Source organism: Chitinophaga sp. YR627 (assembly GCF_900114995.1).
Classification (GTDB): domain Bacteria; phylum Bacteroidota; class Bacteroidia; order Chitinophagales; family Chitinophagaceae; genus Chitinophaga.
The window spans coordinates 76,994-94,619 of record NZ_FOUX01000004.1 but is presented as its reverse complement, the minus strand read 5'-3'; the positions used below and the strand labels follow the sequence as shown (position 1 = coordinate 94,619).

Genomic DNA, 17,626 nt, shown 5'->3' with positions numbered 1-17,626 from the left:
AAAAATTTTATAGACTCCTTACCATCTGTTCTTGGACTTGAACATCAGGGCTGGCGTCAGGAACAGGTAATAAACGAACATGAAAAAGTCCATAAACCAACTGAATTTAAAGAGGTCTCCCTCATCCAGCTTACGCATAGCCATAAAGGAGATGACAGACTGTAATAACAGTTTTCCTCCGAAAACGCTCAGTGTATAGATCCGCAGTGGTTCATAGAACAGACAGCCAATGAACAACGGATAGAACAGGAAATGTGTCAGTGAAAATAAGCCCAGCAGTACTTTGTGACCAAAGCGGTAGTGCTTGCCGGTGGACATATGTCTTGTCTTCTGCTGAAACCATTTTCTCCAGGTCGTCTTTGGCTCAGAGTAGGTAAATGCCTGCTTATCGATCACCACACTCACATTGTGGCGGGTGGCCGCTGCATTTACAAACAGGTCATCGTCGCCGGAAGCAATATGATGGTGGGCGGTAAAGCCTTTATGACGGTTGAACAGTTCACGTTTGTATGCCAGGTTACGGCCTACACCCATATATGTAATGCCGCTGAGGGCAAAAGAGAGATATTGTAAAGCGCTGAAGTATGTCTCGTAACGGATCACTTTGTTCAGCAGACCAGGTTTTTTCTCATACGGACTGTAGCCCAGTACGATCTCTTTCCCGTCGGTAAATCCCTGGCTCATGAGTGACAGCCAATACGTACTGGACGGCTTGCAGTCAGCATCAGTCAGCAGTATGTTATCGTGTTTGGCGGTGCGGATGCCCATAGAGAGCGGGAATTTTTTGCCGGGAATAAACTTGGCGGCCTGTTTGATCTCGATATGGCGATAATGAGGATAACCGGGTTCGATAGAGCGAAGGTAATATTTGGTGTCATCTTCGGAATTGTCATTTACGACAATCACTTCGTAGGCTGGCTTCTTTTTGCCGTGGTAGCGCTGTTGTAACACAGCCGGCAGGTTTTTCTGAAGATTCAGCTCTTCGTCTTTGGCGCAGATGATAACGGAGCACTCCGCGTCCGGATCGACTTCACTTTCGAAGGTACGGCGATAAAAAGCTACGCGGGAAAAGAAGATCAGGTAATACAATATTTGTATGGCTGCCACGGTAGCAAAAGCGTAAAAGGCTATCAAGCCCAAGTTATACAACATAGCATAGCAAATATATACGTTTTTGATTATCTGTATAGTCCTGTGGAAAAAAAGATTTTTAGGGCCCGGCAGGGGCTTTTTCCGGATGACCGTCAGATTGCATGACAGCCCCCGATGCGGCGTTCTGCATAATTCCCCTTATTTTTGCCCCCTGAAAAACGGCCGGAACAGCCTCAAGCTTTCAGTATACCAAGATGATTTTTGAACTTACTACAACAGATAGCAACAGTAAAGCCCGGGCAGGGTTGATTACCACTGACCATGGGAAAATTGAAACGCCTATTTTCATGCCGGTTGGCACGGTAGGTAGTGTAAAAGCAGTGACGCAGGAGCAGTTGCGCGATGATGTAAAAGCGCAGATCATTCTGGGTAATACGTATCACCTGTATCTTCGTCCGGGTATGGAGGTGTTGTCACAGGCCGGCGGACTGCACAAGTTCAATGGCTGGGAGAGACCTATGCTGACGGATAGTGGTGGTTATCAGGTGTTTTCCCTGGCAGCTAACCGGAAAATAAAGGAAGAAGGATGCCTTTTCCAGTCCCATATCGATGGCTCCCGCCATCTTTTCACACCGGAAAATGTAATGGACATCCAGCGTACCATTGGCGCCGATATCATTATGGCGTTTGATGAATGCCCGCCATACCCTTCTGAGTACCGCTACGCCAAAAAATCCATGGAACTGACCCATCGCTGGCTGGACCGCTGTATCAAACGCCTTACAGAAACACAGCCTGTGTATGGTCATGAACAGACATTGTTCCCGATCGTGCAGGGTAGTACCTATAAAGACCTCCGTACCATTTCAGCAACCGAAATCGCCGCCCGTGAATGTGCCGGAAACGCGATTGGTGGTCTGAGCGTAGGTGAGCCGGAGCAGGATATGTACGAAATGTGCGGACTGGTATGCGATATTCTGCCAAAGGAAAAGCCCCGTTACCTGATGGGCGTGGGTACCCCCTGGAATATCCTGGAAAACATCGCCCTGGGTGTGGATATGTTTGACTGTGTAATGCCGACCCGTAACGGACGTAATGGTATGTTATTCACCTGGAACGGGGTGATCAATATAAAAAATAAGAAATGGGCGACTGATTTCACGCCAATCGATGAAAACAGCCCCTGCTTCGCCAGTAACCGCTACACCAAGGCTTATCTGAGGCATTTATTTGCCGCAGGCGAGATCCTGGGGATGCAGCTGGCAAGTATCCATAATATTGCTTTTTATCTGGAACTGGTACAGGAAGCCAGGAAACAGATCCTTGCCGGAAACTATGCCTCCTGGAAAAATAGTATGGTGCCACAGTTGAAACAAAGACTTTAGATTTATATTATCTTGCCGTTATATGACAAAGATAGACTGGTATATCCTACGTAAGTTCATAGGTACCTTCATTTACTCCCTCATGATCCTGCTCGTCATTTCCGTGGTGATAGACGTGACGGAGAAGATCGATGACTTCATGAGCAACAACCTGTCTTTTTACACGATTGTGGTAGATTACTACTTCGGTTTTATCCCGCATATCGCTGCATTGTTGTTTCCCCTGTTCATTTTCATTTCCGTGATCTTTTTCACTTCCAAAATGGCCTATCGCACTGAGATCGTTGCCATTCTGTGTAGTGGGGTAAGTTTCCGTCGTTTCCTGCGCCCTTACTGGGTAGGCGCCTTCCTCTTTGGGGGACTGCTGTGGCTGGGGAACCGCTGGACTGTACCTCTCGCCAATAAGATCAGGACCAAATTTGAAGCAGAATATGTGCATAAGAAGAAGGCACAGCTCAACATGTATGACAAAACCATCCGTGTGGACAGCTTTACTTATGTGACCTTCGGTTCTTATGACCCCAACTACAAAAGCGGTAGTAACTTCCTCTATGAAGATGTACGTGCCCAGAATATCAAATTCAAGATGAAGGCTGACAGGATCAGCTGGGACTCTACCACCGGAAAATGGAAACTGGACTATGTGACCATGCGTTCCATCAATGGTCTGAAAGAGCGCTGGTGGTCAAAAACGGATACGACTATCAAGATCCCGCTGAATCCGAAGGAGATGTATGAAGAGAAAAATATTCAGGAAGCGATGACAACTCCCGAACTGGATACCTATATTGCCAGGGAGGAGCTGAAGGGAGCAGAGGGTTTAAATACATTCTACGTTGAAAAGTACAGACGTACCGCTTCCTCCGGAGCAGTGGTGATCCTGACCCTGATCGGCGGGATTATTGCTTCCAAAAAAGTAAGAGGAGGTAGTGGTCTGCACCTGGCTGTCGGAATCGTGATTAGCGCCAGCTATATTATCTTCCTGCAGTTTTCCACGGTATTTTCCATCAAGGCAGACCTGAATCCCTTGCTGGCAGTATGGATTCCGAACTTCCTCTTCGGCGGATTAGCCTTCTGGCTATACCTGAGAGCGCCGAAATAGAAAATTTCACATTTCTTTAATTTATTGCGTAATCATTAATATTCACTTATTTGTATATTGGTAATCAGTTGTTTGAAAGTTATGAAGTTTATTGCTACCTGTAAAACTATGATTGTAAGCAGCTAAGTTTTCAACAAATCATTACTTTTGAGACTTGATCCGATTTTTGTTACATTACCTAATCAACAGTTTAAAATGGGGTATATAAAAGAAAAATTCAAGGTAAAGGCCGATGAGCTCAATGCGGAAGTAAAGGACCTCGTGAAGAACCATGGCGATATGAAGATAGAGGATGTTACACTGGCACAGGTTTACCAGGGGATGCGCGGCATCACTGGTCTGGTGACAGAAACATCATTACTGGACGCAAATGAAGGGATCCGTTTCCGCGGATATTCAATCCCTGAACTGCGTGAGAAAATGCCAAAAGTAAAAGGTGGCGCTGAGCCCTTACCGGAAGGATTATTTTACCTGATGTTGATAGGAGAGCTGCCTGAGGAGGCAGATGTGCAACACCTGTCTAACCAGTGGGCACGTCGCTCCCATGTACCTAACCATGTATTTGCCGCTATCGATGCACTGCCGGTGAGCGCTCACCCGATGACAATGTTCACCGTAGGTGTAATGGCATTACAGACAGAATCTACTTTCGCAAAAGCTTACGCGGAAGGGATGAACAAAAAAGACTACTGGAGCTATATGTATGACGATTCAATGGACCTCATTGCACGTCTGCCACGTATAGCCGCTTATATCTATCGCCGCAAATACAAAAATAACGTTCACATTCAGCCAAACGGTCTGCTGGACTGGGCTGGTAACTTCGCTCACATGCTGGGTTATGAAGACGAAGGGTTCAAAGAACTGATGCGTCTTTATATGACTATCCATGCTGACCACGAAGGTGGTAACGTAAGTGCGCACACTACCCACCTGGTAGGTTCTGCACTGAGCGATGCTTATCTGTCTTTCGCAGCTGGTATGAATGGTCTGGCTGGTCCGTTACACGGTCTGGCTAACCAGGAAGTGATCAAGTGGATCCTGGAAATGCGCGAAGAACTGGGTGGTGGTTCTCCTACCAAACAGCAGATCGAAGATTACGTTCGTAAGACCCTGTCTGAAGGTAAAGTAGTACCAGGTTACGGTCACGCCGTATTGCGTAAAACAGACCCTCGTTTCACCGCTCAGATGGAGTTTGCGAAGAAACACCTCGCTGACGATGAACTGGTGAAAATCGTATGGCTGGTGTACGAAACAGTACCACCGATCCTGGAAAGCCTGGGTAAAGTGAAAAACCCATGGCCTAACGTAGATGCACATTCCGGTGCATTGCTCGTTCACTACGGTCTGGTAGAATATGAATTCTATACCGTATTATTCGGTGTATCACGAGCCCTGGGTGTACTGGCTTCCCTGTGTTGGGACCGTGCCCTCGGATTCTCTCTGGAAAGACCGAAATCTGTTACAACCGAATGGATGAAACAGTTCGTTGCCGGTAAAGTAGAAGCTGAATAAGCGACATTTACCAATAAATTGCTGAAAGGTAAATAGCATATGCTATTTACCTTTTATTTTTGTAGCCTGCTTAAGAGAAACAGTTTGTGGATCGTAGACAATGGACTTTAGGAACGCCATATTATCCAACCCGATAGAATACCTGAAAGGAGTCGGACCGCAGCGTGGCGAATTGCTGCGCAAAGAGGTCGGTATACATACTTTCAGAGACCTGTTGTATTATTTCCCATTCAGATATGTGGACCGCACCAACGTGGAAAAGATCATCACGCTGCATATGCAGATGGATTATGTCCAGATCCGCGGAAAGATCACCCGGATGGAAGTGATTGGTGATAAACGGGCAAAAAGACTGGTGGCTACCCTGCGGGATGAAACCGGGGAGATTTCCCTGGTCTGGTTTCAGGGATGGCAATGGGTGGAGAAATCCCTGCAAATGAATGTGGCTTACCTCGTATTCGGCAAGATCGCCGTTTTCAATGGTTACCTGCAGATGTCTCATCCGGAAATGGATCTGGTCACAGAAGAAACGGCAACAGGAAAACAATTTCTGGAACCGGTATATTCTACCACAGAGAAGCTGAAAGCCCGCGGACTGACAGCAAAAGCGATTGGTAAGCTGACAAAAAACCTGCTCGAACAATTGTCCCCGGGAGAAATCCCTGAAAATATTCCCAGCTCTATCCTGCACCAATACAGGCTGATGGACAGGGCAAAAGCACATTTTAAGATTCATCTGCCAGCCAATGAAGAGGATGCCAATCTGGCCCGCCGGAGGCTGAAATTTGAAGAGTTGTTTATTGCGCAGATCAGGATTTGCCGCCTGAAGATCAGACGGCAGCAGTCCTCCCGTGGTTTTGTATTTAACACCGTGGGGGATGCTTTTACTACTTTCTACAACGAACACTTACCATTTACGTTGACAGGCGCCCAGAAAAGGGTGCTGAAGGAAATTCGTCAGGATACCGCTACCGGTCGCCAGATGAACCGGCTGATTCAGGGGGATGTAGGTAGCGGGAAGACCATGGTGGCCCTGCTGACCATGCTGCTGGCCGTAGATAATGGCTTCCAGGCATGTCTGATGGCGCCTACGGAAATTCTGTCACAACAGCACTATAAAAGTATCTCCGAACTGCTGGCGCAAATGCCGGTCAAAGTAGCCCTGTTAACCGGTAATGTCAAAGGGAAAGCCCGTAAACAGATCCTGAAGGCAGTTGAAGAGGGGGAAATTCACATCCTGATCGGCACACATGCCCTGCTGGAACCACAGGTAGTGTTCAAAAATCTGGGAATGGCCATCGTAGATGAGCAACATCGTTTTGGTGTGGCACAGCGCGCCCGGCTGTGGCAGAAAAACACCATGCCCCCCCACATTCTTGTCATGACAGCTACTCCTATTCCCCGTACACTGGCGATGACCGTGTATGGAGACCTGGACGTCTCTGTCATCGATGAACTGCCACCCGGCCGTAAACCGATCACCACCGTACACCGGACGGAATTTCAACGGCCGCAGGTAATGGATTTTATAAAAGAAGAAATACGCAAAGGACGACAGGCCTATATCGTGTATCCGTTGATTGAAGATTCTGAGACGCTTGATTATGAGAACCTGATGAAAGGGTATGAAGAAGTGAAAGCCTTTTTCCCTGAACCTCAGTACTATATCAGCATGGTACACGGCAGACAGCCCGTGGATATGAAGGAAACCAACATGCAGCGGTTCGTAAAGGGAGATACACAGATCATGGTCGCGACCACCGTGATCGAGGTGGGCGTAAATGTGCCCAATGCCTCGGTGATGGTGATCGAAAGTACCGAACGCTTCGGACTGTCACAGCTGCACCAGCTACGCGGACGTGTGGGCAGGGGGGCGGAGCAGTCATTCTGTATCCTGATGACCGGCAATAAGGTCGGCGCTGACTCCAAAGAGCGGATACAGGTGATGGTGCAGACCAACGATGGTTTTGTGATATCCGAAAAAGATATGGAACTGAGAGGTCCCGGAGATATCGAAGGTACCCGCCAGAGCGGTCTGATTGACCTGAAACTGGCCGATATAGTGGAAGATCGCCCCATTCTGGAAGCTGCCCGCGCCAGCGCAGAGAAATTATTACAGGAAGACCCGGATCTGTCACTGCCTGAGAATCAATCCTTACAGCAGTTTCTTGCCGCACAGCAAGGAAAATCTCAGTGGAGTAAAATTTCCTGAGCCACTTTTACGTTTATTATTCAAATGCGCCCCGGTTAATTAGTATATAGACTTCTTTTAAACTCCGGCACGTTTCCGCCATCTATATTAATGCCGGTGTTTTTGGGGATGATACTACAAAGATGAACTGCAAACTGCATTGCAAAGTGAATTGGCGCTGTTATTGCGGTAACAAATGTACCGTCGTCTGCGTTATTACGTATTATAATAGTGATAAAGAACTAGGAATAAACATTTTAAATCTACTCCGTTGAATTTTACTTTCCCTATAGGCTGCTTAGCTTTCCTTTTTTCGCTTTTTACAGGCGTGACGGCTAGTGCACAGGCGCAGGTACAGGAATTTTACGATAATAAACCGCTTCAGTTCACAGAAAATAAAGGACAGTGGAATGGTGATTTCCTTTATAAAACTGATATGGGCGGAGGCGCTGCCTTCCTGAAGCGCACTGGTTTTACGTTCCTGTTGCAGGACAAGCAACAGCGTTACGCACTCGCTGAAAAAATGCATGGACATTCCCATGGTGGTGGTGATACCACCTGGCACCATGATCCAAGTCCGCGGAATGACAATGCCCGTACTACCGCTGCTGCCAGCAGCACTGAGAACCCTGGTAGTGAAAATGTTGATGTGCCGGTTCCCACAGTACGTGGACATGCTTATGAAGTGACATTTCTGAACGCAGGTAATCCGGAAATTTCTGCTGAAAAAGCTTCAGAAACTTATTACAACTACTTTGTCGGTAATGATCCTTCAAAATGGCAGTCCAATATCAGGTCTTATCAGCTGGTGAATTACAAAGGCCTGTATCCTGGTATCGATATGCAGGTTTATTCAGAAGCATCTGTACTGAAGTATGATCTGATCGTGCAGCCAGGTGCTGATCCTTCACTGATACAGTTACAATATACCGGTGCAGACAAACTGGAGATCAAAAAGGAACAACTGATCATCACGACTTCAGTAGGTACTGTTACAGAACAAATGCCCTTTGCCTATCAGTATATTGATAATCAGCGTGTATCCGTAAAAGTATCTTATGTGCTGAATGGCCAGAAACTGCGCTTCAAAGTATCCGGTAAATATGATGCGAATTATCCCCTGATCATCGATCCTTCTTATATTTTTTCTACTGTATCCGGTTCTACTGCTGACAACTGGGGTTTCACCGCTACCTATGATGGCGCGGGTAACTTCTATGGCGGTGGTATCGTGTTCAATGTAGGTTATCCGGTTACGCCGGGCGCTGTGCAGAGCACTTATGCCAACGGCGGATTTGATATCGGTATCAGCAAATTTTCCTCTAACGGCCGTAACCTGATCTATGCTACCTATATCGGTGGTGGTGGTAAAGAACAGCCTCACAGTCTGTTCGTGGATCCGGCAGGTAACCTGGTGATTTCCGGCAGGACGAATTCAGGTAACTATCCCGGACCTAACCGTGGCCAACCGACATTAGTAGGTACACGTGGCGGATGGGATATTGCTGTAACAAAACTGAATGCGACGGGTACCGGTATTATCGGTTCCATGATCATCGCCAGTCCGGGAGATGACGGTATGAATATGCGTGAAGACAGAACACTGGGTGCTTCCGTATTATTGCGTAACTATGGCGATGATGCCCGTAGTGAAGTGGTGATAGATAATGCTGGTAATATTTATGTAGCCAGCTGTACCCGCTCTGACAAATTCCCGGTTACAGCTGGTGTTTTCCAGCCTAACTTTGGTGGTGTGCAGGATGGTGTATTGCTGAAAATAGATCCAAACTGTGCTAACCTGTTATGGGCAAGTTATATCGGAGGCAGCAGGGAAGATGCCGCTTATGTACTCGCCCTGAACGGAACAAATACGATCTATGTGGCAGGTGGTACCGCCAGCAACAACTTCCCGATCAGAGGTAATCCTTTATATGGAACCTACCGTGGTGGTATCTGCGATGGTTTCATTGCACATGTGAGTGCAGATGGAGGCACCTTGTTACAGAGTACTTATCTTGGTGCAAACACTGTCGCAGCAGATCAGGTATATGGTATTCAGCTCGATTCCCGCGGTTTTGTATACGTAATGGGTACGACAGAGGGTACATGGCCGATCGTGCAACCAACAGGTACTGCAACATTCTATAATAACGATTCAAGACAATTCATAGCGAAGCTGCAACCTAACCTATCCGCTTTCGTATACTCTACGACGTTTGGTAAGGCTGCTTCTACACCAAGTATTTCTCCGGTGGCATTTCTGGTAGACCGTTGTGAAAACGTGTACGTGTCCGGATGGGGCGGTGGTATCGATGTACAGCTGCATTATCCGAACTCAAACACAGGTGGTCTGCCTTTAAAGAATCCATTACAACGTACAACTGATACACAGGATTTTTACTTCTTCGTATTGCAGCGTGATGCGACAGACATTCTGTTTGGTAGCTATTTCGGCGGTAATGGTACCTACGAACACGTAGATGGTGGTACCAGCCGTTTTGACCGCAATGGTGTGATCTATCAGGGTATCTGCGCATGGTGTCCTACTTCCGAGTCAGGATTCAGACCGCGTTATCCGACTACACCAGGTGCTTATGCCACCAGTGCACCACCTAACTGTAACCTTGGGGCACTTAAAATCGCTTTTAATCTGGATGGTGTAAAAGCAGGGATCAAAACACTGGAAAGAAGAACAAACTATTGTGTACCGGCTACGATCGAATTCATTGATACAACTGGTACACCGGCACAGACATGGACATGGAATTTTGGTGATGGTTCTGCTCCGGTGGTAGGTACGGCTGATACAACCCGTCATACTTATCAGAACCCAGGTAACTACAGGGTAACACTGGTTAAATGTGATCCTGCCAGCTGTAACGGATGTGATACTGCTTTCCTGGATCTGCGTATCCGTACAGACAGAGCCAGCTTTGATATGGAGGCTATACGACAGCCGCCATGTGAATCATTGAGCTATCAGTTCACATTTACAGCGCCTAATCCGCCAAGACCATTTACTTCCACTTCGTTTGACCTGAACTTCGGTGACGGTACGCCGACAGTAAAAGTAGGTCCGAATGACTTCCCATATCTGCACCGGTATCAGGCAGAAGGTGTGTATAACGCCACCCTGACACTGGTAGATACCAACTATTGTAATGCACCTGAAATAGATACAGTGCCATTGCGTGTGGCTGCAAATGTCAGAGCTTCTTTTATTGCACCTGACAGCACCTGCGTACCGGCTACTATCGAATTCCAGAATACAACGAGTGGTGGTGAAACATTCAGCTGGACTTTTGGTGATGGAGGCACTTCTACAGATGTAAATCCGGTGCACACATATAATAACCCGGGTGTTTATACAGTAACTATGCAGGCGGTAGATAACAATACCTGTAACAGGACAGATGACACCTCCATGGTGATCACTGTATTTGCGCCGCCGACAGCAGACTTTACTTATTCACCAACAACACCAACGGAGAATACGCCAACTACTTTCAGTAACCAGTCTTCTCCTGATGCCGTTAAGTTCCTCTGGGAATTTGGAGATGGAGATGGTTCAACAGCAGTAAATCCTGTATACCAATACAACAGGACCGGTGTATATGATGTTTATCTGATATCCACAAACAGCGCGGGTTGTTCGGATACAGCCCACAAGCAGGTGAGTGCTATCGTAATACCGTTGTTTGATATTCCTTCAGCATTCTCGCCAAACAGAGATGGCGTGAATGATGTATTCCTGGTAAGAGGATTTGGTATCTCCAGGTTCAATATGAAGATTTATAACCGCTGGGGACAGATGGTATTTGAAACAAATGACGCTTTAATAGGATGGGACGGAACATTTAAGGGATCGCTTCAACCTATGGACGCCTATGCATTTGTGATCAACGTAGAGTTTAGTGATGGTACTTCAGCTACCAAGAATGGAAGCGTAACCTTGTTAAGATGATGATATGAAGCATATTTTAAAACATATCGCCGGTTGTCTGATGTTGTTAGCCGCAGCATTGGAGGGTAATGCACAGGATCTGCACTTTTCGCAGTACTTCAACTCTCCGCTTACGACCAACCCTGCAAATACAGGATTCATTCCGGACGGTAACTACCGTCTTGGTGTGAACTACCGTAACCAGTGGTCCAGCATACCGGTGCCTTATAAAACAATGTCGGCCTTTGGCGACTTTCAGTTATTCCGCGACAGACTGGAATACGGCTGGTTAGGTGTGGGAGGTGTGATATTGAGAGATGTAGCCGGTAGCGGAAACCTGACTTCTACCAAAGTATACGGTTCCATTGCCTATCACCAGTTACTCGGACAGAGCAGTTTATTATCCCTTGGTTTCAACGTAGGATCAGCCAGTAAAAGAGTGGATGTCTCCAAACTGACATTCGGGGATCAGTGGAATGGTAAGTTCTTTGACGCTCAGGTACCTACCGCAGAACCTTTCAGTCAGACCAGCATCGGCTACTTTGATATGCAGGTGGGTATGAACTATGCCTATTTCCCGACTGATAATATTTACATCAATGCCGGATTTTCTGCGCAACACGTAAATACACCGAGGGAATCCTTTTATGAGGGTAACAACCAGATTCCCCGTCGTTATATAGGGTTCCTGAACGCCAGCATAAAAATGAGTGATATGGTGATCCTGAATCCTTCTGCTTATTACGGCAGACAGGCAGGTGCAACAGAAACAGTAGTTGGTGGTAACCTGGCTTATAATCTTTCCGGTGACGGAGAAAGTCAGTTGTACGGCGGCGCTTACTATCGTATGAAGGATGCGGCCGTATTTTTGGTAGGATATGAGTTGAAAAGCGTAAAGATCATGTTCAGTTACGATGCAACCACGTCCTCCCTGGCCCAGTTTAATGGCCGTAGGGGAGCTTATGAGATAGGTATCGTATACACCGGACTTTATCCCAACCGTAGTTTCTCCGGAGGCCGGAGATCGGTTATTTGTCCTTCGTTCAGATAAACTGCTCCAGGACCTGTTTTACAGGAAATAATTTTGCAGAGAACCCGGAAGGCCCTAAAGCTGTTAATGAGAAAGAGACACGATGAGGTATGGTTACTCCTGGCTGATCAGCAGCAGTTCGGTCCGGACAATATACAGAACAGGAAGATTTTTTGATTGATGATAAAACCACTTAAAAGGAGCAGTACTATGAAACGTTTACTGTTATGTATTTTACTGTTATCAGCCGCTCAACTGACGCAGGCGCAGTATTATAAAACAGACACCGCAAGGAAGAAGGATTTCGACGCATCCCGTTTGATTATCGGAGGTTCTCTGGGCCTGTCATTCGGTGATTATACAAATATTAACGTATCGCCGCTGGTAGGCTACCGCATTTCACAGCTGTTTGCTGCAGGTCTGGCGATTAACGCACAATACGGTTCTGAGCGTTTCCGTGATTACTATGGTAATACCGGACAGCGCAATCAATACAGCATATTTGGTGGCGGTTTATGGGGCCGTGTATATCCGCTGGATTTTATCTTTGTGCATATACAGCCGGAGTATAACTATGTAAGTCTGAAAAGCACTTATTATGACACCGATCCAAAAACGGTGGTGAAAGATAGTTATGGTGTGCCTAGCCTGCTCATGGGAGGTGGTTATTCACAACCTTTAGGCGGCCGCGCTGCTTTTAGTATAATGGCTTTGTATGACGTCTTACAGGATAGCAGATCGCCCTATCAGAATGGACTGATCCTGCGTGTTGGAGCGTCATTAGGACTGTAGGAACGATCGGTAGCAGAATGCTGTCAGCATATTATTGAATAATTATTAATGTCTTATAAAAGGGAGGTGCTTTCTTCATGGAAGCACCTCCCTTTTTATTTAGCCATTATTTTAGCCGGGTAATATGACGACCGGACGCAGGTCAGCAGTAATTCCTAATTCGTAATTATCTTGTTAGGAATTCCCAAAGATTATCTGTATTTTAAGTTAAAATTGGCCCTCTCTCCAATCAAGGGGCCAGTGAGAGAAACTAAACCACGTTATATGAAAACACTGTACTGTGTACATGACTGCTATTGCAGGCAACAATTATTACATCACTAAACTTGGAAGGGAACAAAAGCATTGAACGTTATGCGTTATGGCCAGCTATGGATAAAAATTATGTGGTATGTCAAACAACGGCAACTACATGTTCATAACGTGTTAAATGTTAAGCGGGTTTCTTTCAAGTTACCTGCTTCTTTTTAAACTAACCATTGAATACCCGTTTGCTGCAAGGTTTTGGCCATTGCCAATATTGCTATTCCTTTAATCTGCCCTTTTTCCTGTCATAAATCCCGGTAAGCCGACTGTAGAAATACGTGTAGCCAGACTACGGATCAGCACAGAAATTGACTGTATAATCGCTTATTATGACAATAACTTATCGGGGAAGCTGGCGTGTTACCAGTGAGTTTTTCAGTATTTTAGCCCAATTATTGAACAAACAACTCTCAGTAATGAACGATCGTTTAATGCATTTGAAGGAGAGAGACTGGACAGAAACAAAAGCACATTCCAGCTGGCAGATATTCAAGATCATGGCGGAATTCGTGGATGGCTTTGAGTCTCTCGCAAAAATTGGCCCCTGCATCTCTATATTCGGATCCGCACGTACAAAGGCAGGTAGCAGATATTATGAACTGGCCCACGATATTGCCAAACGTCTCGCTGAAGAAGGTTTTGGTATTATTACCGGTGGTGGCCCCGGCGTTATGGAAGCTGCGAATAAAGGCGCCCAGGAAGCGAAAGGGAAATCTGTAGGTGTAAATATTACACTACCGCATGAGCAATACCCCAATCCTTACATCGACCATGATAAGAACATGCACTTCGACTACTTTTTTGTCCGCAAGGTCATGTTCACCAAATATTCCCAGGGATTTATCATGATGCCGGGTGGTTTCGGTACTATGGATGAATTCTTTGAAGTGGCCACCCTTATCCAGACCAAAAAGATGACCGATACACCCATGGTGCTGGTCGGACGTGAGTACTGGAGTGGGCTGCTGGATTGGATCAAGAGTACGATGATGGAAAAGGAAAGTAACATCTATCCTGAAGACCTCGGACTGCTGAAACTCTTTGATACTGCGGATGAAGTAGTGGAATACTTCCGTGTATTCTATACTACCAATAAGCTGCGTCCAAACTTCTAAGGATTTATTGACATATTTTTGCAAAAATTATACAACATGGATATAATTCCTGCTGCTGTAGAAACGTTTGCAGAAAGATATACAAGTCCTGAAACAGATCTGCTCAGGCGTCTGAACCGGGAAACGTACCTGAAGGTAGATCAGCCACATATGTTGAGCGGTCACCTTCAGGGACAGTTCCTGAGCCTGGTCAGCCATATGTTGCAGCCGCAGCGTATCCTGGAGCTGGGTACATATACCGGTTATTCGGCTATCTGCCTGGCACAGGGACTGAAAGAAGGAGGTATCCTGCACACCATCGACATCAACGAGGAAAGAGAGGATATGTGCCTCCGCTATTTTGAAGAAGCAGGATTGTCTGAGAAGATCAGGATGCATATTGGAAAGGCCGCTGATATTATAAACGGATTGGATGAAGTATTCGACCTGGTATTCATAGATGCTGATAAAGCAGGTTACGAGCGCTACTATGACCAGGTATGGGACAAGATACGTCCCGGGGGATTTATACTCGCTGATAATGTGCTCTTTCACGGAGAAACACTTGCAGAACCATCAAAACAAAGTAATAATGCCAAAGCAATGATCAGTTTCTGCGAAAAAGTAGCGGCTGACGGAAGGGCGGAACAGTTATTGCTCACGCTGAGAGATGGTCTGCTGATCATAAGGAAAATAGGCTGACCTCACAGACTAACCACACCCATTAAATTCACCATAATGCAACTAAGGAGAACCGTTTTAGTGTGCAGCTTTTTGTTGGGCTGCATGTCATTGCTGAAGGCACAAACCCAGACGACGCAACAGTATATTGCGAAGTTCAAGGATATTGCCATCGATGAAATGCAGCGCAGCGGCGTACCTGCGTCTATCAAGCTGGCACAGGGGATCCTGGAAACACAGTCAGGTAACGGCTGGCTGGTACAGAACTCCAATAACCACTTCGGTATCAAATGTAAAAATAACTGGACAGGCGAAAGCGTAAGATATGATGATGATGCCCGCCAGGAATGTTTTCGTAAATACGGCTCTGCAGCCGATTCCTATAAAGACCATTCAGACTTTCTGAGAAATAATCCCCGTTATGCGTTCCTCTTCCAGTTCCAGGAAGAAGACTATAAATCATGGGCATATGGTCTTAAACAGGCCGGATATGCTACCAGTACAACCTATCCTCAGCAGCTCATCAAACTCATTGAAGATTACAATCTGCAGCAATATACCCTGGACGGGGAAGGGGTGACCAAAGCTGGCACCAGCGGCGCCAAAACAGGAGAGGAAATGGTAGGCTACAAACCTGTTAAACCATCAACGCCTGTTGCCTCCACGACGAAACCTTCGGGTGTTTCAGCGGCTAATTCGCCTAAAGGCATCTTCCAGATCAATGACCGCAAGGTGATCGTAGTACCAGCGGGTGCTTCATTGATACAGGTGGCCAATGACCGGGATATTAAACTCAGAAATCTGGTGCATTACAATGACCTGGAGAATGATAATCCGCTGAAAAAAGACAGTTACATCTTCTTACAGAAGAAGGCTAAATCCGGTAAAAACGACTATCATACCGTTGCTCCCGGAGAAACAATGTATGATATCGCACAGACAGAAGGTATACAGCTTCGCTGGTTACGCCGTCGTAACAGGATGAAGGAAGGACAGGAACCCGAAGCTGGCGAAAGACTGGCATTACAGGGTTACGCCAATAAAGCGCCTAAACTGGGTAAAAACCCGCCGCCAGAAGACCCGACTATAGGCGATCTGGATCCGGGTAAGATCATGGACGATGTAAAAGCGGAGATCGAAAGAGAGCGTCAGGAAGAAATGGCTATGCAGAAAGCAGATGAAGAACGCCGCCAGCAACAGGCTGCTGCACAGGGTGGTTTACCGGCCGGAATGATGGATGATCTCAAAAAGATCGGAGATGTGAAGGCCAACGGTACAGCCGCTCAGGGTACGCCAGCTGCTTCAAAGCCAGCAGCTACCACACAACCATCTGCACCAGCGCAAACAACACCTGCAAACACGCAACCGACACGGCCCGCCACAACACAGCCATCTGCGCCAGCCCAAAACAAGCCGGCTCAGACAGCACCAACGGGTACGCAGCCAACACAAACGCCCGCGGCATCTCAGCCTGTTTACTCATCAAGACCAGAGAATACAACACCTTCCAATACGGAGCCCGCTCCACCTCTACAGACGGCACCGGCTACAACACCTGCCAGTACAACGCCTGCACAAACAACACCGGCACAACCGGTAAATCCTTCCCGTCCGGCTAATACACCACCGGCAGAAGAGCCAGCAAGTCCTGTGGGCACAACACCGGCAGCGCCTGCGCAACCGGTTAGCTCACAGCCTGCTCCGGCCAACACACCGGCACAACCGGCTACGACGCCGTCGGAGACAAAAGGACCGATCAGGGAAGGCAACTCGCTGTATCATGAAGTGCAGACAAAAGAAACACTCTACGCTATCGCCAAACGTTATGGTGTAACGGTAGAACAGCTGCAACAGTGGAATCACCTTGAATCATTTGATATCAAAATAGGACAACGGCTTTTAGTCGGCAAAATCTAAAACAATCGTAAATCGGAATCGCATGTCAGTTATCCAGGTACATGATAAACAGTTTGAACCTTACATCAGCGCTGAACAGTTACAACAGCGTATTAAGGAATTAGCTACAGCGCTAAACAATGACCTGAAAGGTGAAAAACCTTTGTTCATTGCCATTCTTAATGGCTCTTTCATGTTTGCCGCTGATATGTTCAAATATCTCACCATTGATGCGGAAATATCTTTTATTAAACTGGCTTCCTACAAAGGCATGAAGTCAACGGGTAATGTGGTGCAGGCGATCGGTCTTGATGAAGACCTGTATGGCCGTACCGTCGTGATCCTGGAAGATATCGTGGATACGGGCAAAACACTCAGCCAGTTCCTGCCGCAGCTGGAGCACCAGCAGCCGAAGAAACTGATGGTTGCAGCTTTGCTGACAAAACCGGAAGCGATGGTGCACCCTATTAAGATCGATTATCTCGGGTTCTCTGTACCGAATAAATTTCTGCTGGGTTATGGACTGGATTATGATGGATTAGGAAGGAATCTGCCAGAGATCTACAAACTGGTGGAGACCAATTAAGCATCTGCAAATG

The 17,626-nt window shown here is 46.7% G+C and carries 12 protein-coding genes; 11 read left to right on the top strand and 1 reads right to left on the bottom strand.

The features are described from left to right. Window positions 1-18 precede the first annotated feature (18 nt). Window positions 19-1,152, bottom strand: coding sequence for a glycosyltransferase (locus BMZ72_RS20955; protein ID WP_255373254.1), 1,134 nt, complete (start codon window positions 1,150-1,152; stop codon window positions 19-21). Window positions 1,153-1,346: 194 nt separating this feature from the next. Here BMZ72_RS20955 and tgt point away from each other — a divergent pair, with 194 nt between their 5' ends. The 11 genes from tgt (at window position 1,347) to hpt (ending at window position 17,613) form a co-directional block, all read left to right on the top strand. Further along, window positions 1,347-2,477, top strand: a complete 1,131-nt coding sequence (gene tgt, locus BMZ72_RS20950; protein ID WP_089811680.1) for a tRNA guanosine(34) transglycosylase Tgt — start codon at window positions 1,347-1,349, stop codon at window positions 2,475-2,477. A gap of 22 nt (window positions 2,478-2,499) precedes the next feature. After that, the gene (locus BMZ72_RS20945) at window positions 2,500-3,579 is read left to right on the top strand and encodes an LptF/LptG family permease (protein ID WP_089811679.1); all 1,080 of its coding nucleotides are present in this window, start codon (window positions 2,500-2,502) and stop codon (window positions 3,577-3,579) included. 195 nt (window positions 3,580-3,774) lie between these two features. Continuing rightward, the gene (locus tag BMZ72_RS20940; protein ID WP_012794480.1) at window positions 3,775-5,094 is read left to right on the top strand and encodes a citrate (Si)-synthase, eukaryotic; all 1,320 of its coding nucleotides are present in this window, start codon (window positions 3,775-3,777) and stop codon (window positions 5,092-5,094) included. A 100-nt stretch (window positions 5,095-5,194) separates the two neighbouring features. Beyond that, a complete protein-coding gene (recG, locus tag BMZ72_RS20935; protein WP_089811678.1) occupies window positions 5,195-7,306 on the top strand; it encodes an ATP-dependent DNA helicase RecG in 2,112 nt (703 codons plus the stop codon). 250 nt (window positions 7,307-7,556) lie between these two features. Further along, the gene (locus BMZ72_RS20930; protein WP_089811677.1) at window positions 7,557-11,249 is read left to right on the top strand and encodes a DUF7948 domain-containing protein; all 3,693 of its coding nucleotides are present in this window, start codon (window positions 7,557-7,559) and stop codon (window positions 11,247-11,249) included. 4 nt (window positions 11,250-11,253) lie between these two features. Beyond that, window positions 11,254-12,279: a PorP/SprF family type IX secretion system membrane protein gene (locus BMZ72_RS20925; RefSeq protein WP_089811676.1), complete on the top strand. Its 1,026-nt coding sequence runs from the start codon at window positions 11,254-11,256 to the stop codon at window positions 12,277-12,279. 189 nt (window positions 12,280-12,468) lie between these two features. Further along, a complete protein-coding gene (locus tag BMZ72_RS20920) occupies window positions 12,469-13,050 on the top strand; it encodes a hypothetical protein (protein WP_089811675.1) in 582 nt (193 codons plus the stop codon). 722 nt (window positions 13,051-13,772) lie between these two features. Beyond that, window positions 13,773-14,471, top strand: coding sequence for an LOG family protein (locus BMZ72_RS20915; protein ID WP_089811674.1), 699 nt, complete (start codon window positions 13,773-13,775; stop codon window positions 14,469-14,471). A gap of 36 nt (window positions 14,472-14,507) precedes the next feature. Beyond that, the gene (locus BMZ72_RS20910; RefSeq protein ID WP_089811673.1) at window positions 14,508-15,152 is read left to right on the top strand and encodes an O-methyltransferase; all 645 of its coding nucleotides are present in this window, start codon (window positions 14,508-14,510) and stop codon (window positions 15,150-15,152) included. An 84-nt stretch (window positions 15,153-15,236) separates the two neighbouring features. Continuing rightward, window positions 15,237-17,048: a glucosaminidase domain-containing protein gene (locus tag BMZ72_RS20905; protein WP_177222874.1), complete on the top strand. Its 1,812-nt coding sequence runs from the start codon at window positions 15,237-15,239 to the stop codon at window positions 17,046-17,048. 22 nt (window positions 17,049-17,070) lie between these two features. Next, window positions 17,071-17,613 carry a hypoxanthine phosphoribosyltransferase gene (gene hpt / locus BMZ72_RS20900; RefSeq protein WP_089811671.1) on the top strand — a complete coding sequence of 181 codons (543 nt, stop codon included), beginning with the start codon at window positions 17,071-17,073 and terminating at the stop codon, window positions 17,611-17,613. Window positions 17,614-17,626: the final 13 nt, after the last annotated feature.